Genomic DNA, 17269 nt, shown 5'->3' on the forward strand with positions numbered 1-17269 from the left:
TTCAGCCGCGCAGCGCGGGGAACTGGTCGTCGCGCCACTCGCCGGGCCGCGGCCCCTCGACGCCGGCCAGTTGCTCCTCCCGGCCGCGCAGCTCCACGCGGCGGATCTTCCCGGAGATCGTCTTGGGCAGCTCGGCGAACTCCACCCGGCGCACCCGCTGGAACGGCGCCAGGTGCTCGCGGGCGTAGCGCAGGATCGCCAGCGCCGTCTCCTCGGTCGGCTCGTGCCCGGGGGCCAGCGCCACGTAGGCCTTCGGCACGGCCAGGCGCACCGCGTCCGGCGCGGGGACGACGGCCGCCTCGGCCACCGCCGGGTGCTCGATGAGCACCGACTCCAGCTCGAACGGGCTGATCTTGTAGTCCGAGGCCTTGAAGACGTCGTCGGTGCGCCCGACGTAGGTGATGTAGCCGTCGGCGTCCCGGCTGGCGATGTCGCCGGTGTGGTAGTAGCCGCCGGCCATGGCCTCGGCGTTGCGCTCGGCGTCGCCCTGGTAGCCGGTCATCAGCGGCAGGGGGTGCGCCGACAGGTCCAGGCAGATCTCGCCCTCGCCGGGGCCCTCGACCGGGCGGCCGGTGAGCGGGTCGACCAGCGCCACCGGGACGCCGGGCAGCGGCCGGCCCATCGAGCCGGGCAGCACCCGCGCCTCCGGGGTGTTGCCGACCTGCGCGGTGGTCTCGGTCTGCCCGTAGCCGTCGCGGATGGTCAGCCCCCAGGCGCGCCGCACCTGCTCGATCACCTCGGGGTTGAGCGGCTCGCCGGCGCCGATCACCTCGCGCAGCGCGCCCGGGCCGCCGGAGAGGTCGGCGTTGATGAGCATCCGCCACACCGTGGGCGGCGCGCAGAACGAGGTCACCCCGTGCGTGCGGATGCTCTCCAGCAGTGTCGCCGGCTCCAGCCGCTTGTAGTTGTGCAGGAAGACCGTCGCCTCGGCGATCCACGGGGCGAAGAAGCAGGACCAGGCGTGCTTGGCCCAGCCGGGGGAGGAGACGTTGAGGTGGACGTCGCCCGGCTGCACGCCCAGCCAGTACATCGTGGTCAGGTGGCCCAGGGGGTAGGAGACCTGGGTGTGCTCGACCAGCTTGGGCCGGGAGGTCGTGCCGGAGGTGAAGTAGAGCAGCAGCGGGTCGCCGGGGGCGGTGCCCGGGTGCGCGGCGGGCCCGGCCTCGAGCTGCTCGGCCTCGCGCAGGTCGGCCCACCCCTCGGCCGGGCCGACGCTGAGCCGGGTGTAGTCGCCGGGCACCGAGTCGAACTTGGCGGTGTCGACGGCGTTGCACAGCACGTGGCGGGCCCCGCCGCGGCCGACCCGGTCGGTGAGGTCGTTCGGACCCAGCGCCGTCGTCGTCGGCATGATGACCGCGCCCAGCTTCATGATCGCCAGCATCGACTCCCACAGCTCGACCTGGTTGCCGAGCATGAGGAGCACGCGGTCGCCCCGCCGCACGCCCCGGGCGGCCAGCCACGCGGCGACCTGGTCGGAGCGGCGGGCCATCTCGTCGAACGTCCGCGAGGTGGTGCTGCCGTCGTCCTCGGCGAGCACGAGCGCCGGCCGGCCGTTGCCGCGGGCGATCGCGTCGAACCAGTCCACCGCCCAGTTGAAGCGGTCGCCGAGGTCGGGCCAGCGGAACTCGGCCACGGCTCGGTCGTGCTGTCCCCGCAGGGCGAGCAGCTGGTCACGGGCGGCGCGGTAGGCATCGGTCGCGGTCATGGTCGGGGAGTCTGCTCTCCGTCGGCGGTCCGGGGGAGGCGCGCGGTCGCCATGCGGACGGCGAGGACGCCGAGGACGGCGAGGCCGAGCAGCAGCGACGCGACGACGAGGGCGACACCGGCTCCCGGCGTCCCCGGCCGGTCGTGGACGTGCCCGCCGCCCGCGGCGACCGGCGCGTGGACGGCGAGCATGCCGAGGTCCAGCGCGACGGTGGTGCCCCACACCCGGGGCGCCGGCGCCCGCCACAGGTGCCAGGCGCACGGCAGGCAGGCCAGCCCCATCCCGGCCATGGCCAGGGAGGTCAGCGAGCCGGTGTCCAGCGCGGTGGCGTGCACCCCGGCCGAGGCGAGCGCGAGCACGGCGGCCAGCCGCCCGACGACGGTGACCTCAGCGCGCACCCCGCCGATCATGGGGCCGTCACCGGCGCCACGGAAGACCCGCCGCGCAGACGGCGTCACTCCGCTCGCGCAGTGGGCCGAGGCCGACCGGTCGGGTTCGCCGAGCGGCTGGGCCCGCTGCTCGGCTGACCGCCATCAGCTCTCGACAGGAACGGCGTCCGGGGACGTGACGGGGAGGTGGAGGGTCACGGAGAGCCCCTGCCCGGACGGCGCCTCCGTGATGTCGACGCGCCCGCCGTGGGCCGCGGCCACGGAGGCCACGATGGCCAGGCCCAGGCCCGCGCCACCGCCTCCGGCCCGGGTGCGGTCGAGCTGGGCGAAGCGCTGCGTCAGCCGCTGCCGCTCCTCGGGCGGGACGCCGGGGCCGTCGTCGGTCACGGTGATCGCGGTTCCGTCCGGATCCGCGGTGATCGCCAGATCGACGTGCCCGCCGTCGGGGGCGTGGCGGACGGCGTTGTCCAGCAGGTTGGCCAGGGCGCGGGTCAGGGCGCGCCGGTCGGCGCGCACCACGGAGTCGCCGGAGCCGGTCACGGTGATGTCGCGCCGCCCGGCGAGGGCGCGGAAACCCGGCAGCAGGCCGGCGGCCACCTCGGCCACGTCGACGAGCGTGCCGGGGGTGACGTGTCCGGCGTCGGCCCGCGCCAGCAGGAGGAGGTCGTCGACGAGGTGGCCGAGGCGGTCGGTCTCCTCCAGCGCACTGTCCAGGGCTCCGGCGAGCCGGCCGGGGCCGGCGTGCTGGCGGGCGAGTTCCAGTTCGGCACGGAGGATCGCCAGCGGCGTGCGCAACTCGTGACTGGCGTCCGCGGTGAACTCCCGCTCCCGCAGGCGGGCGTCGGCTATCCGGTCGAGCAGTCCGTTGAGCGTCGTGCCCAGCAGGAAGACCTCGTCGCGCGTGGCCGGTACGGCGAGCCGGGGGAACGGGTCGCTGGCGCCCAGAGCGGCGGCGTCTGCGGTCATCCGGGCGACGGGGTGCAGGCCCCGCCGCGCGACCAGCCAGCCCGCGACGCCCGCCAGGAGTGCCGCCACGGGGGCCAGGGTGAGCGTCATCCGCAGCAGGCCCGCCTGGGCGTCGGAGACGGACTCCAGGGTCGCCACCACGACCAGGACCCGGTCGGGGTCCTGCTCCAGCGGCACCGCGAGGGCCCGCTGGTCCTGACCGTCGGCGAAGACGTCGGAGAACGTCGGCCCCTCGGTCAGCACCGCGCTCGCCTGCGCGCCGGTGATCAGCGGTTGCTCCCGCATCTCCACTCCCGAGCCGTCGACCAGCCGTCCGCCGGCGGTGACCACCTGGCTCTCGAAGCGCACGGACTCCACCCCACCGAGGCGGTCCTCGTCGATGTCGTCGGCGTCGACGGCAGCGGACCCGCGGTCGTCGAGGATGTCGGCTGCGGCGACCAGGCCACGGTCGACGTCGCCGCGCAGCATCTCGCCGAGTCCGACGTAGGCCATGGCGGCGAACCCGGCCAGGACGAGCAGGAACACGCTCCCGTACGTGGCACCGAGCCGCACGCTGATCGGCAGCGGGCGGAGCGGGCCGGCCTCGCCGGGGGTCACCGCGGTGGCCCCAGGCGGTAGCCGACGCCCCGGACGGTGTGGATCAGCTCCACCCCGAACCGGCGGTCGACCTTGTCGCGGAGGTTCTTCACGTAGACGTCGACCACGTTGGACCCGACGTCGGGGGACCCGTCCCACACCTCCTCGAGGACCTCGGTGCGGCTGAGCACGCGCCCCCGCCGCTGCAGCAGCAGCCACAGCAGCGAGAACTCGCGCGGGGACAGTTCCACGCGGACGCCCTCCACCGTCGCTGACCGGGCCACCGGCTCGAGCTCCAGGGGACCGCAGCGCAGGACCGCCGGGCGCAGCGCCGAGCCGCGGCGGACCAGTGCCCGCACGCGGCTGACCAGCTCGCTGAGGGCGAAGGGCTTGACCAGGTAGTCGTCGGCGCCGGCGTCCAGTCCGCGCACGCGGTCGGCGACGGAGTCCCGGGCCGTGAGGATGAGGACCGGGGTCCACACCTCGGCGTCCCGCAGTCGGCGCAAGACCTCGAACCCGTCGAAGCCGGGGAGCATGACGTCGAGCACGACGGCGTCGTAGGCGTGCCGGCCGGTCTCCTCCACGGCCGCCGGCCCGTCCCCGGCGCCGTGCACGTCGAAGCCCGCCTCCTGCAGGCCCTCGCGGAGCAGGGCCTGCATCTTCAGCTGGTCCTCGACCACGAGCACCCGCACGACGCCACCTCCGGACCGGTGCCAGTGTGGGTGTCCTCTGCCGTCGGCTCAAGACGCCGGGAGCCCCCTGCGCAGGGGGGCGGCGGGACGCGACACGCGGGACTCTGAGAATTCGTTCATCTCGGGACTGGAACTGCCGGGTTCGGATCGCTACCGTCTCGTTACCCGGATTCCACCTCGTGTTCAGGTGGAGTTCGCAGTACCGGCAGGTGGGATCCAGGCGCCCCGTGGGGGCGTGGACACCTTGGTCCCGACGTCTCCCTGTCGCGCCCACATCCCAGGTGCATCGGCGCGGGCTCACGCGTCCGTCGCCGCATGCCCATCGCCGCTCTCCCCCCTGGCGAGGTGACGAGTTCGTGGTACAGGTCCCGGCCTCCGGACGGCCGCTGCGGGTGCTGTTCGCCAGTGCCGAGGCCTATCCCTTCGCGAAGGTCGGCGGGCTGGCCGACGTCAGTGGCGCGCTGCCGAAGGCCCTGGCGGAGCTGGGCCTCGACGTGCGGCTGGTCATCCCGGGGTACCAGGGGCTCGGCGGCACACCGGTGGCGACGCTCGACGTCCCGTTCGGCCAGGTCGACGAGCGGGTCGTCGTCCGCCGGCTGGCGGGGGTGGGCGGGGTGGAGGTCCTCACCGTCGGCGTCACGGAGTGGTTCGACCGGGAGGCCCCGTACGGCTACCAGGACGAGGACGTGCTGCCCTTCGTCCTGTTCTCGAAGGCGGTCACGGCTCTGGCCGCGCAGGGACCGTGGCGGCCCGACGTCGTCCACCTCAACGACTGGCACAGCGGGCTGGTCGCCCAGGAGGCCCGGCAGGGGGTCCACCGGCGCGCCCTGGACCGGACCGCGGTCGTGTTCACCATCCACAACATCGCCTACCAGGGCCGGGTCGGAGCGGCCACCGACCAGCTCATCGGGCTCCCGGCGGCAGGCTCGCTGCTGGAGCGGGGCATCACCTTCGCCGACCGCGTCACGACCGTGAGCCCGCGGTACATGCAGGAGATCCTCACCCCCGCGCAGGGCGCCGGGGTGGACGAGTTGCTGCGGGCCAGGGGAAGCCATGCGCGGGGGATCCTCAACGGGGTCGACTACGACGAGTTCGACCCGCGCCGGGACCCGTGGATCGACACCCGCTACGACGGTTCCTTCGTCGCCGGCAAGCGCGCCAACAAGGCGGTCCTGCAGCAGGTCAGCGGTCTCGAGCCGGTGCCGGACCGTCCGCTGTTCGGCATGGTCGCCCGCCTGGTGTCGCAGAAGGGCGTCGGCCTGCTGACCTCGGCGGTGGACCAGATCGTGGCCCGGGGCGGCCAGCTGGTCGTGATGGGGGAGGGGACGGAGCGATACCGGCGGGACCTCTTCGCCGCCACCCGGCGGCTGCGGGGCAGCGTCGCCTACCTGCCCACGGCGCGGGAGTCGATGGCCCGCAGGGTGTACGCCGGCGCGGACCTGTTCCTCGCCCCGTCGGTCTTCGAGCCGTGTGGGCTCACCCCGTTGATCGCGCTGCGCTACGGGACCATCCCCGTCGTCCGGCGGACCGGCGGGCTGGCCGACACGGTGCGCGACTACGCCGACGACCCCGACACCGGGCTCGGCTTCGTGTTCGTCCAGCGCCGGGTCGCCTCGATGCTCGCGGCGGTGGACACCGCGCTGGCGGTCTACCGGCGGCCGGAGGCGTGGCACCGCCTGCAGCGACGCGCGATGGCGGCGGACTTCTCCTGGCGCACCCCTGCGCGGGAGTACGCCGGCGTGTACGAGGAGGCGGTCCGTGCGCGCCGGACCCCGGAGGCCCCGCAGCGCACCGAGGCCCCCGCCGCCCACCCGCGCCGGGCGCGGCGGCGCCCGGCGCCCCTGCCGCTGGCGCTGGTGCACCACGCCAACCAGTTCCTGGTCACCGACGGCTACCCGGACCGGGAGGGGCTCGGCGCGCTCGTGGCCGGGTACTCCGCGCTGCTCCGGCTCCACGAGCGCTACCGCATCCCGGTCAACCTGCACCTGTCCGGGACCCTGGTGGAGGCGGCCGCCTGGTCCGGCCCCGGGCTCCTCGACGACGTGCGGCGACTCCGCCGCGCCGGGCTGCTCTCGCTGGTCGGCGGGACCTACGCGGAGAACGTCCTCACGGCGTTCGACCCGGAGTACAACCGGCGCCAGCTCGAGGAGCTGTTCTGGCTGTACGAGCGTCACCTGGGCTGCCGGCCGGAGGAGCTGGAGATCTGCTGGGTGCCCGAGCGCGTGTGGGACACCGACCGGCTCGCCGGGGTGCTCACCGACCCGTCGCTGCCCAACGGCGGGTACCGGTACGTCCTGCTCGACGACCGCCTGCTCTACCCCGTCCACGGCGAGGGCGGCGTGGACGACCGCGCCGACTTCGACGGCGCCGACCCGGCCGGCCCGCCGCCGGCCGACGCCCTGCGCCCGTACACGATCGCCGGCGGCAACGGCCTGCAGGTCGTGCCCATGTCGACCCGGCTGCGCTACTGGCTGCCGCCGGAGGACCGCAGCCACTGGCGCAGCCTGGCCCGGGTGGCCGAGTTGCCCACGGCCCCAGGTGACGACACCGTGCTCGTCTACGCCGACGACATGGAGAAGAGCGCCGGGGTGGGCCCGTGGCACCCCAGCGCCCTGGGTCGCTACGAGGCGTTCCTCCGCTGGCTCACCGCCCAGCCGAACCTGGCACCGGTCCCACTGCCGACGTGGTTGCGCGAGCGCCGCCGGGATCCGGGTACCCGCGTCCTGCAGCGCGGCACCTTCGTGGAGTTGGCGCACGACTGGCACGCGGGTGAGGACTACCGCGGCTGGTCCGAGGACGAGGCGTGGCGGCCCTTCCGGGACCACCTCGCCCGGGCCCGGCAGGCGGTGGCCCGGGCGGAGTCCGTCGGCGCCGAGCCGAGGCTGACCGCCCTGGCCTGGAAGCACCTGCTGGCCTCGGGATACGAGACGGCCTGGCACGACACCGATCACCCGGGCCGCCCCCCGGCCGCCTGGGCCAAGGCGGTCGCCAGCCACGCCCGTGCCGCCACCGTGCTGGCCGCCGCGGCCCGGTGGCTCGGGCAGCCCCTGCGTCCCGTCGGCGCCGCTCTGGTCGACGTCGACGAGGACGGGACCGACGAGCTGGTCGTGCACAACCGGCGCCTGTTCGCCGTGCTCGCGCCCGAGCACGGCGGCCGGCTGGTGTACCTGGCCTGCCGCGACCGGGACGGCGGGGTGCTGGTGGTCGGCAACCCGACCGACGACTGGAACCGCCAGGAGGACCTCAACCGGTACATGGACGCCCCGGCCAACCACCCCGGCGCGCTCGCCGACGGCGGTGCCGTGCACGACCGCTTCGCGGCGACGGTCCGCCTGGAGGACGACGCGGTGCGGGTGGACCTGGTCGACGTCGAGGACGCCAGCCCCTCCGCCGGGCTGCGCAAGCAGATCCTGCTCGACGAGGACGCCGCCGTGCTGCTGGTGCGCTACGACCTCCCCCCGACCATGACCGGTGCCGTCGTCGACACCTGCCTCTCCCCGGACTACTACTCGTTGCTGCGCTTCGGCGCGGGAGCGGTGCATCGGCAGGGCGGTGCCTGCTGGCGCGGGGCCCGCACCGGGCGCGTCGGGGCCTGGGTCGCCCTGGCGCCCGACGAGAGCACCTGCTTCGGCGAGCCGCCCGGACCGCACCCGGGGCACGGGGTGCTCGTCCGCGTGCAGGCCGCGACGGACTCGTTCCACCTCGTGGTGGGCACCGGGGACGTCGACGAGGCCACCGCGGCGACGGCGGTCGCGGCGGCTGGCGAACGGCTGGCCCGGACGGCGGTGCCGATGGCGGTCCTCGCATGAGTTCCGGGACCGCGCAGGCGGCATCCGCCGACGGCCGGCGGGCCGAGCGGCTGGCCGCGGCCGAGTCCCTGCTGCTCCGGCCACCGCCGCTGGACGCGCTCCCGCCCGGGCGGGTGGAGGTCCTGACCCGCTCGGTCGTGCACGCCTCCCGGAGCCGGCCGGTGGTCCGGTGGACGGTGACCCTGGACTCCGGCGCCGGCCCCTCGGCCCCGCTGGCGGTCATCGGCAAGGGCTACCGCAAGGGGGGCGGAGCGGAGGCGCGGGAGCTGCTGGACGGCCTGCGGCGGGCCGGGCTCGACGCGCCGGACCTGCAGGTGCCCGCGGCGTACGGCTACGACCCCGCCCGGCAGCTGCTGGCGCAGGAGGAGGCGCCGGCGACGACGCTGCACGACCTGCTGGCCGGGAACCCGGGGGAGGCGGCACCCGACGCGGAGCGCACCGGGCGCTGGCTCGCCCGCCTGCACGCCGTCCGCGGGGTGCCGCTGCCGGAGCTGGCGGTGGACTTCGAGCGGCACAAGCTCGCCGAGTACGCCGCGGCGCTCGCCGAGGTCCTGCCCGGCGCGGCTCCCCGGCTGGCCCAGCTCACCCGGGGCACCCTCGCCGGGCTGGCCGCCGGCGGCGCCGCGGGGGTGGTGACCCACGGCGACTTCCAGCCCAAGAACATCCATCTCGACCGCTCGCGCATCGTGGTCATCGACTTCGACCGGGCCGCCCGGGCGCCGGCCGCCCGCGACCTGGGCCACTTCATCGGCCAGACCTTGACCATGGCCGCGGCACGGCACGGGGACCTCGGGTGCGCCCGGAGCTGGGTGTCGGCGTTCGTACGCGGGTACACCGGCAACGGCGGCGCCCCCGACGCCGTCCGCGCGGCCCCGGCGTACGTGGCCCGCACCTTCGCCGAGGTCCTCTTCTACCGGCTCGTGGTCCGCCCGGTGCGGGACACCGCCTTCGTGCCGGACTGGCTCACCGCCTGGGCGGCGGCGGTGGACGGAGCCGTCGGAGGGCTCCGGTGACGCAACCCGGGGCCGCGGCCGGCGAGGTCGGCACGCACGCCGCGGTCGGCGCCTCGCCCATTCCCGTCATGCCCGCGCGCGTGATCCTGCGGACCTTCGGGCCCTTCCTGCGGCCGCAGTGGCCCTGGTGCGTGCTGGCCGGGGTGCTCGCCGTCGCCGGGACGGGGGTGGGGCTGCTCAAGCCGTGGCCCCTGAAGTACCTCTTCGACGAGGTGCTGCTGCCCGGCGGGGGGCCGGTCCGCCCGGATGTCGGAGGCGTCCTCGTCGCCGTCGTCGTGGCGCTGGCCGGCCTGACCGTGCTCGACTCCCTGGTGGGTGCCGCCCGCACCTACACCCTGACGTTCGTCGGCGAGCGCGTGGCCGGCGCCATCCGGACGCGCCTGTACGAGCACCTGCAGCGGTTGCCGCTCAGCTACCACGAGCGGACGCCGACCGGTGAGCTCACCACCCGCCTGACCGGCGATGTCGACAAGGTCCGCGGGCTGATGACCGGGACCCTCGTCGACGCCACGACCAACGTGCTCACCCTGGCCGGCATGGCGGGGGTGCTGCTGGTCCTGGACTGGCAGCTCAGCCTGGCCCTGCTGCTGGTGCTCCCGCTGCTGCTGATGACCGTCACCCGCTTCCGCGCCCGCATCCGCGCGGTGGAGGAGGGGGCGCGCGAGGTCGAGGGCGACCTCGCCGCGGTGGCCCAGGAGACGCTGGTGGCGGTCAAGCTGGTCAAGGCCACCGGCCGGGAGGAGCACGAGACGCGGCGGTTCCGCGGCCACTCCGACGCCTCGGTCGCCGCGGTGCTGCGGACGGCGCGGACGAGCGCGGCCTTCGGGGCGGCGGTCGACGCGGTGGTGGCCGTGGCCGTCGCCGGGCTCGTGTGGCTGGGCGCCCAGCGCGTCCTGGCCGGCGCCCTGACGCCCGGCGAGCTGGTCATCTTCACCTCCTACCTGCGGGACTTCTTCGGGCCCACCCGGGCGCTGTCGAAGCTGCCGGCGCAGCTGACGCGGGCCGGTGTGCGCGCGGCCCGGATCGCCGACACCCTCAACCGCCGCCCGGCGGTGGTGGACCGGCCCGGGGCCCGTCTGGCCGAGCCGCCGCGGGAGAGCCTCCGGCTGGACGGGGTGGGCTTCGCCTACAGCTCGGACCGCCCGGTGCTGCACGACGTCGACCTGACCGTGCCCGTGGGCCGCACCGTCGCCGTCGTCGGGCCCACGGGGGCCGGGAAGTCGACGATCGCCGCCCTGCTCTGCCGGCTGCAGGACCCCACGGACGGCCGGGTCCTGCTGGACGGCGTGGACCTGCGCGACCTGACCGGCGACAGCCTGCACGCGCAGGTCGGGCTGGTCCCGCAGGAGGCGATGCTGTTCCGGTCCTCGGTACGGGAGAACATCGCCTACGCGCGTCCGGGCGCCTCCGCGGACGAGGTCGAGCACGCCGCCCGGGTGGCTCAGGCCCACGACTTCGTGCAGGCGCTGCCGCACGGCTACGACACCGTGCTGGCCGAGCGGGGGGCGACCCTCTCCGGCGGGCAGCGGCAGCGGCTGGCGCTGGCCCGCGCCGTCCTGCAGGACTGCCCCGTGCTGGTGCTCGACGAGCCGACGACCGGTCTGGACGCCCGGTCCGAGCACGCCGTCCTGTGCGCGCTGCGACGGGTCGGCGCCGGCCGGACGACGGTGGTCATCACCCACCGGATGGCCGCGGCGATGCCCGCGGACGAGATCGTCGTCCTGGACGCCGGCCGGGTCGTCGAACGGGGCACGCACGCCCGGCTGATCGCCGCGGGCGGCCTCTACAGCGAGATGTGCCGGCTGCAGGGACTCCTCCCGTCCCGGCCCGCCCCGAACGGCAGCGCGGCCCGCTACGGGCGCCACGCCGCCGAAGCCCTCGCCGGACAGTCCAGCACTCCACCCACCTGAGGAGAGCTCCGATGACACAGGCCAGCACCGACCCGCCCCCGGCGGTGGTCACCACCGGGTCCGTCGACCAGGTCCTCGCCGCGATCTCCGACGTCGCCGAGCCGGCGCCCGCCCCGGACGACCGGCTGCTGCTGCGCAGCTCCGTGCCGCGGCAGGGGGGACGGCTGCCGGTGGAGGAGGTGGACGAGCGCGCCCTGGTCGCCGTGCTCCAGGACGTCTACGACCTGGGTCGCTGGCGCTCGTGGCGGCGCACCGACAAGGGCGCCTCGAACATCAGCTGGTTCGTCAGCACCGACGCCGGTGAGGTCGTGCTGCGCCGCTCCCACAACCTGAAGACCGTGGCGGGAGCGGAGTTCGAGTGCGCGCTCATCGACCACCTGCGGGGCCACGGCTACCCCGCGCCGCCGGTGGTCCGCACCCGGGACGGCGCGATCCTGGTGCAGGTCGACGGCGTGCTGCACATGGTCATGCGGCTGATGCCCGGCCGCGGCTACGACCCCGCCGACCCCGCCCACCTGGTGGCGGTGGCACGTGGTCTGGGTCGCTACCACGCCATCGTGTCCGAGCTGACCTTCTCGGAACGAGAGCGCTCCTCCGCGCTGGCCTCGCTCGGGCAGCAGGGGCAGGAGAACCTGTACGCCGCCGTGGAGGTGGTCGCGCCGCTGCTCGCGCCCGAGGCCGGTGCGGCCCTGCGGGAGGACGCCCGGTTCATGGCCGAGCAGATGGAGCTGCTGAACGTCGAGCTGGGGGAGCGGCAGGAGGAGCTGACGTCTCTGGTGGCGCACGGTTCCTTCGGCCAGTCCGCGGTGCTGCTCGACGACGACGGGCTCACCGCGGTGCTGGACTTCGACCGCGCCGGCCTGGACCTGCTGGGCCTGGACCTGGCGTACGCGCTCAAGGCCTTCTGCCGCACGGGTCCGATCCGCCGCTCCGGCGTCGGCATCGACCCGGACCGGTGCCGGCTGTTCCTGTCGCACTACCGCGGCCAGGCCCCCCTGGCGGATGCCGACCTGACCGCCATGCCGGAGGTCTTCCGGGCCCAGCGGCTGGTCAAGATCGTCAAGAAGTGCGACAACCTGCTGACCAAGCAGGCGATGGTCGCCCAGCAGGCCAAGGACGCCGTCAAGTTCGCGCAGGTCCTGGAGCGCGAGTGCGCCCGGGTGCGCTGGCTCACCGACAACCCCTTCCCCCTGACCGAGGACGCCGCATGAACCGCACCGAGAGCCGCACGCAGAGCCGGCGGGTGAAGGAACACCAGGTCGGTCGGGCCGAGTGGGTCTGTACCCCGGAGTTCCTCGACCGGTACGTCCGCCCGTACCTGGGTGCTCCGGCCACCGGCGGCACGTGGACGACGAAGGTCATCCAGCTCGACGGCAGCGGCGCCGCGACCGTGCAGGTCGAGCTGGACGGCGGCGCGCCGGTGTTCGCCAAGCTGTTCCCCTTCGACGACGGCCCGGGCGTGCACGCCAAGCTGCAGGCCCTGCGCGCGGCCGGGCTGGGGGCCGGCTCGCCGTTCCAGGCCGTCGAGCCGCTGGCCTGGTACGAGGGGGAGAAGGTCCTGCTGTGCCGGGGGGCGCCCGGACGGCCGCTGTCGGAGCTCCTGGGCTCGGACGGGCCGGCGCTCGCGGAGGCCTGCGCCCGCGCCGGGGCCTGGCTGGCGCACCTGCACGGCTCGGACGTGCGGCTGGGTGCGCCGCAGTCGCTCCTGGTCACGGGCGAGCTCACCAGCCTCGCCAAGCGCCTGGCCAAGGTCGCCGCCGACCATCCCGGCTACGTCGACGTCGCCCTCGACATGCTGGAACGGCTCGACGCGCTGACCCGCGACACCGTGGACGGCGTGCTGGCGCAGAGCCACGGGCAGTACCGGCCGATCCACGTCTTCCTCACCGACGACGTCGTGACCGTCATCGACCTGGACCGGAGCGCCCCGGCCGACCCGGCCCGCGACGTGGCGGAGTTCCTGCACCGGCTGCGGCTGGGCGTGCACTCGGCCACCGGCGACGTCGGCGGGGCCGACGAGCCGTGCGCGGCGTTCCTCGACGCCTACCGCGCGGCGGGCGGCGACGACGCGCTGGTGAACCTGCGCTTCCACTGGGCGCGCTACGTCCTGCACAGCCTCGACCGGAAGATCAAGACCGGTGAGGCCGACTGGCGAGACGGCGGGAACGCCGAGTTCCTGCTCTACCGCGACGAGTTCGACCGGGTCGTGGAGGGACGGGCGGGGGCATGACGCTGCTGACCGACCCGGTGCTCGACCGCGCCGGTCAGGCTCTGCCGCTGGCGGAGCTCGCCGACCTCTGGCCGCTGGGTGGCTGGAGGACGGTCAGCCCCGTCCCCGGTGGCAAGAACGAGCACCTGCGTGTCGTCGCCAGGGACGGCGTCCACTACCTCCGGCGCTCCTACCGGTCCAAGTCCCGGGACGAGCTGACCGGGCAGCTGGCCCTGATGCGACTGCTCCGGCACAGGGGGTTCCCCGCGCCCGAGGTGGTCCCCACCCGCACCGGCCTCGATCACGTCGAGCTCGCCGGACGGTTGTGGATCACGACCAGGGGCGTGGAGGGGACGCCGTTCGACGACACCTCGCCGGCGCACCTCCGGGCGCTCGGGCGGACCGTCGGGCGGTACCACGGGATCGTCGCCGACCTCCCGGCGGAGGTGGACGACCCGCCGGTGCTCGCCGAGCTGCGCCGGCGGCTGGACGAGCCGGGGCTGGACGCGGGCCTGCGGGCCCGGGCCGAGCGGGTGGTCCGGCGGCTGACCGCCCTGCTGCCGGAGCTGCCGCGGGTGGTCGTGCACGGCGGAGCGCGGCGCGGCAGCCTCGTCTTCGCCGGGGACCAGGTGGTGGGCGTCCTGGACTTCGACAGCGCCCACCCCGACGTCCGGGCGCTCGACCTGGCCGTGGCGGTCCACGACGCCGGCAAGGTGTACACCCGGCTCGGGGACCACGACCACAAGGTGGCCCTCGACCTGAGCCGGGTCGCGGCGCTGCTCACCAGCTATGGACAGCAGGTACGCCTCACCCCCGCCGAGGCCGAGGCGGTACCGCTGCTGCTGGAGGGCAAGCGGCTCAAGCGCGGCCTGGGACGCCGCGTCCGCGTCGGCGCGGGGGAGCCGCTGTCGGCCAACGACCACGCCAAGATCCGCCTGGAGGACAGCCGGCTGGCCTGGCTGGACGCGCACCGCGACGACCTGGTGGCCGTCTGCCGCAGCGTGTCGGCCTGAGACCTGCCGTCCGGTCGGCGAGCAGCCGGGCCGCACGCCCCTCGACTGAGGTCAGGCCGGGCCCGAGGGCTCCTCCTGCGCGAGGCCGGCGTGCTGCTGGCGGAGCTCGCGCTTGAGGATCTTGCCGCTGGGGTTCTTCGGCAGGGCGTCGGCGACGACGACGTACTTGGGGCGCTTGTAGCCGGCCAGCCGCCCGCGGGTGTGGGCGTGGACGTCGTCGGCGGTGAGGGTCGCGCCGGGCTTCGGGACGACGACGGCGGTCACGGCCTCGACCCAGTACGGGTGGCTGATCCCGAAGACGGCGACCTCGGCGACGCCGTCCAGCTCGTAGACGGCCTCCTCGATCTCGCGGCTGGCCACGTTCTCGCCGCCGGTCTTGATCATGTCCTTCTTGCGGTCGACGACGGACAGGTAGCCGTCCTCGGTGAGGACGCCGAGGTCGCCGGAGTGGAACCAGCCGCCGGCGAAGGCCTCGGCGGTCTTCTCCGGGTCGTTGTGGTAGCCCAGCGCGGCGTGCGGGCTGCGGTGCACGATCTCGCCGACCTCGCCCGGCGGCACCGGGTTCCCCTGGTCGTCGACGAGGCGGGTCTCGACGTTGAGGGCGGCGCGGCCGGCCGATCCGGCGCGCTCCAGCTGCTCGTGCGGTCGCAGGATCGTCGCCAGCGGGCTCATCTCGGTCTGGCCGTAGAAGTTCCACAGGGCCACGTCGGGCAGTCGGCGCTGCAGCTCGCGCAGCACCTCGACCGGCATGGGGGAGGCGCCGTAGTAGCCCTTGCGCAGGCTGGACAGGTCGGTGGAGTCGAAGTCGGGGTGGCGCAGCAGGGAGATCCACACCGTCGGCGGGCAGAACAGCTTGGTGACCCGCTCCCGGGCGATGGTCGCCAGCAGGGCCGCCGGGTCGGGGCCGGGGAGGATGACGCTGGTGGCGCCGAGGTAGACGTCGACGGAGAAGAAGCAGTCCAGCTGGGCGCAGTGGTACATCGGCAGCGCGTGCACCTCGACGTCGTCGGCGCTCATGCCGCCGTCGATGGCGCAGCTGACGTACTGGCTGATCAGCGAGCGCGACGAGAGCACCACGCCCTTGGGCCGGGACTCGGTGCCGGAGGTGTACATCAGCCGCAGCGGGTCGTCGTCGGCGACGGCCACCTCGGGCGGGCTGTCGTCGCCGCTGCGCCACCACGCGTCGACGTCCTCCCAGCCGGCCGCCGGCGCGGTACCCGACAGGCCGATCCAGCCCCGGACGCCGCCCTGCGTGCCGGCCGCGGCCAGCGCCTTGTCCGCCGTCTCGGCCAGCGCGTCCTCGGTGACCAGCCCGCTCGCGCCGGAGTGCCGCAGGATGTAGGCGATCTCCTCCGGGCCGAGCATGAAGTTCACCGGCACGAGCACGACGCCGAGCTTGGCGGTGGCGAAGGCCAGCACCGCGTACTGCCAGCAGTTGTGGCTGAGCAGGGCCAGCCGGTCGCCCTTGGCGAGGCCGCGGTCGGCGAGCGCGTGCGCCGCGCGGTTCACCGCGGCGTCGAACCCGGCGTAGTCCACCCGCAGCTCCCCGGCGACGACCGCGAGCTTGCCGGGGTACCGCTGCGTCGTCCGGTGCAGCAGGTCGCCCACGGAGTGCTGTCGGGCGCGGGGAACGTCGGTGCTGGTCATGGCTGGTCCCTTCCGGTGGGTCGGGGTGGCGGCACCCGGGAGGGCAGTCTGTCGCGGACCGCCCCGCGGGTCACGCCGTGGGCCGCCGCCGGTCCGCCCGGGTCGTCACCTCCTCGTGGTTGTCACGCGCGGCAAGGACACCCTAAGTTCGGTTAGGCAAACCTCATCTCGCCATCGGTCTGGTGTCCCGTGCACCGTCGCCGACAGCAGGACCACGGCGGCGCTGCCCTTCCGGCGCTGCTCAGACCTGGAAGGACACCATGCGCTCCGCACCGCGCCTCCTCGCGCTGACCACAGCCACCCTGCTGGCCGGCGGCCTGGCCGCCTGCTCGTCGTCGGCGGCATCGTCCGGCGAGGAGGCCACGGGCACTGGCGACTTCTCGCCCGTGACGATCGAGCACGCGTTCGGGACGACGACGATCGAGTCGCAGCCCGAGCGCGTCGCGACGGTCAACTGGGCCAACCACGAGGTGCCGCTGGCCCTCGGTGTCGTCCCGGTCGGCATGGCCGCGGCCAACTTCGGGGACGACGACGGCGACGGCCTGCTGCCCTGGGTCTCCGAGCGCCTCGAGGAGCTCGACGCCGAGACGCCGGTGCTGTTCGACGAGACCGACGGCATCGACTTCGAGGCCGTCGCCTACACCGACCCCGACGTCATCCTCGCCGCCTACTCGGGGCTGACCCAGGAGGACTACGACACCCTCAGCGAGATCGCCCCGGTCGTGGCCTTCCCCGAGGCCCCGTGGGCGACGCCGTGGCGGGAGGTCATCGAGGTCAACGCCGCGGGCATGGGCATGGTCGAGGAGGGCGAGCAGCTCGTCGCGGACATCGAGCAGGAGATCGCCGACACGGTCGGCCGGCACCCGCAGCTCGAGGGCAGGTCGACGATGTTCTTGACGCACGTCGACACGACCGACCTCAGCGAGGTCAGCTTCTACACGCCGTTCGACACGCGCAGCGCCTTCTTCGAGGACCTCGGGCTGTCGACGCCGTCGAGCGTCACGGCGGCGTCCACCGACAGCGAGCAGTTCTCCGGGACGGTCAGCGCCGAGCAGGTCGACGCCTTCGACGACGTCGACATCATCGTCACCTACGGCGACCAGGCCCTCGTCGACGCCCTGAACGCCGACCCGCTGCTCTCGCAGATCCCCGCGGTGGCGAGCGGGGCGATCGTCCTGCTGCCCGACACCCCGCTGGGCACCGCGGCGAACCCGACCCCCCTGGCGATCTCCTGGGTGCTCGAGGACTACGTCACGATGCTCGCCGAGGCAGCCGACAAGGCCCCGTGACGACGCTCCGCCCCGCTCCGGCCCCGGACGCCGCCGTCGTGCGGCGTCCGG

Annotated in this window: 12 protein-coding genes; 7 read left to right on the plus strand and 5 right to left on the minus strand. The window is 74.7% G+C overall.

Annotated features, from left to right (window positions below):
• Position 1 precedes the first annotated feature (1 nt).
• The 4 genes from ACI78Q_RS17370 to ACI78Q_RS17385 all read right to left on the minus strand — a co-directional run bounded on the left by ACI78Q_RS17370 (position 2) and on the right by ACI78Q_RS17385 (position 4328).
• The gene (locus ACI78Q_RS17370) at positions 2-1705 is read right to left on the minus strand and encodes an AMP-binding protein (protein ID WP_456924661.1); all 1704 of its coding nucleotides are present in this window, start codon (positions 1703-1705) and stop codon (positions 2-4) included.
• The gene (locus tag ACI78Q_RS17375; RefSeq protein WP_456924662.1) at positions 1702-2103 is read right to left on the minus strand and encodes a hypothetical protein; all 402 of its coding nucleotides are present in this window, start codon (positions 2101-2103) and stop codon (positions 1702-1704) included. Before ACI78Q_RS17375 ends, ACI78Q_RS17370 begins: the two co-directional genes overlap by 4 nt.
• Before the next feature lie 135 nt (positions 2104-2238).
• A complete protein-coding gene (locus ACI78Q_RS17380; RefSeq protein ID WP_456924663.1) occupies positions 2239-3657 on the minus strand; it encodes a sensor histidine kinase in 1419 nt (472 codons plus the stop codon).
• On the minus strand, positions 3654-4328 hold the full coding sequence (locus ACI78Q_RS17385) for a response regulator (protein ID WP_456924664.1): 675 nt from the start codon (positions 4326-4328) through the stop codon (positions 3654-3656). Before ACI78Q_RS17385 ends, ACI78Q_RS17380 begins: the two co-directional genes overlap by 4 nt.
• Before the next feature lie 356 nt (positions 4329-4684).
• Here ACI78Q_RS17385 and ACI78Q_RS17390 point away from each other — a divergent pair, with 356 nt between their 5' ends.
• From ACI78Q_RS17390 to ACI78Q_RS17415, 6 genes are read left to right on the plus strand one after another with little or no spacing between them, the layout of a single operon-like run.
• The gene (locus tag ACI78Q_RS17390; protein ID WP_456924665.1) at positions 4685-8137 is read left to right on the plus strand and encodes a glycogen/starch synthase; all 3453 of its coding nucleotides are present in this window, start codon (positions 4685-4687) and stop codon (positions 8135-8137) included.
• Positions 8134-9150 (plus strand): phosphotransferase, encoded by a 1017-nt coding sequence (locus tag ACI78Q_RS17395; protein WP_456924666.1) that lies wholly within the window; start codon positions 8134-8136, stop codon positions 9148-9150. The genes ACI78Q_RS17390 and ACI78Q_RS17395 overlap by 4 nt, the downstream gene beginning before the upstream one ends.
• Positions 9147-11060, plus strand: a complete 1914-nt coding sequence (locus ACI78Q_RS17400) for an ABC transporter ATP-binding protein (RefSeq protein ID WP_456924667.1) — start codon at positions 9147-9149, stop codon at positions 11058-11060. The genes ACI78Q_RS17395 and ACI78Q_RS17400 overlap by 4 nt, the downstream gene beginning before the upstream one ends.
• 11 nt (positions 11061-11071) lie before the next feature.
• Complete coding sequence (locus ACI78Q_RS17405) at positions 11072-12271, plus strand: phosphotransferase (protein ID WP_456924668.1); 1200 nt, start codon at positions 11072-11074, stop codon at positions 12269-12271.
• Positions 12268-13290, plus strand: a complete 1023-nt coding sequence (locus ACI78Q_RS17410) for a phosphotransferase family protein (RefSeq protein WP_456924669.1) — start codon at positions 12268-12270, stop codon at positions 13288-13290. Before ACI78Q_RS17405 ends, ACI78Q_RS17410 begins: the two co-directional genes overlap by 4 nt.
• Positions 13287-14282, plus strand: a complete 996-nt coding sequence (locus ACI78Q_RS17415) for a phosphotransferase enzyme family protein (RefSeq protein WP_456924670.1) — start codon at positions 13287-13289, stop codon at positions 14280-14282. Before ACI78Q_RS17410 ends, ACI78Q_RS17415 begins: the two co-directional genes overlap by 4 nt.
• 51 nt (positions 14283-14333) lie before the next feature.
• On the opposite strand, the gene ACI78Q_RS17420 is transcribed toward ACI78Q_RS17415, so the two are convergent.
• Positions 14334-15929 carry an acyl-CoA synthetase gene (locus tag ACI78Q_RS17420; RefSeq protein WP_456924671.1) on the minus strand — a complete coding sequence of 532 codons (1596 nt, stop codon included), beginning with the start codon at positions 15927-15929 and terminating at the stop codon, positions 14334-14336.
• A 260-nt stretch (positions 15930-16189) separates the two neighbouring features.
• Here ACI78Q_RS17420 and ACI78Q_RS17425 point away from each other — a divergent pair, with 260 nt between their 5' ends.
• Positions 16190-17218, plus strand: coding sequence for an iron-siderophore ABC transporter substrate-binding protein (locus tag ACI78Q_RS17425; protein ID WP_456924672.1), 1029 nt, complete (start codon positions 16190-16192; stop codon positions 17216-17218).
• Positions 17219-17269 lie beyond the last annotated feature (51 nt).

This window comes from Geodermatophilus sp. SYSU D00705 (genome assembly GCF_054050135.1).

Coding starts and splice junctions, on each gene's coding strand:
- ACI78Q_RS17405 (WP_456924668.1), top strand. CDS start 11,072: ATGACACAGGCCAGCACCGACCCGCCCCCGGCGGTGGTCACCACCGGG.
- ACI78Q_RS17410 (WP_456924669.1), top strand. CDS start 12,268: ATGAACCGCACCGAGAGCCGCACGCAGAGCCGGCGGGTGAAGGAACAC.
- ACI78Q_RS17425 (WP_456924672.1), top strand. CDS start 16,190: ATGCGCTCCGCACCGCGCCTCCTCGCGCTGACCACAGCCACCCTGCTG.
- ACI78Q_RS17395 (WP_456924666.1), top strand. CDS start 8,134: ATGAGTTCCGGGACCGCGCAGGCGGCATCCGCCGACGGCCGGCGGGCC.
- ACI78Q_RS17415 (WP_456924670.1), top strand. CDS start 13,287: ATGACGCTGCTGACCGACCCGGTGCTCGACCGCGCCGGTCAGGCTCTG.
- ACI78Q_RS17420 (WP_456924671.1), bottom strand. CDS start 15,929: ATGACCAGCACCGACGTTCCCCGCGCCCGACAGCACTCCGTGGGCGAC.
- ACI78Q_RS17370 (WP_456924661.1), bottom strand. CDS start 1,705: ATGACCGCGACCGATGCCTACCGCGCCGCCCGTGACCAGCTGCTCGCC.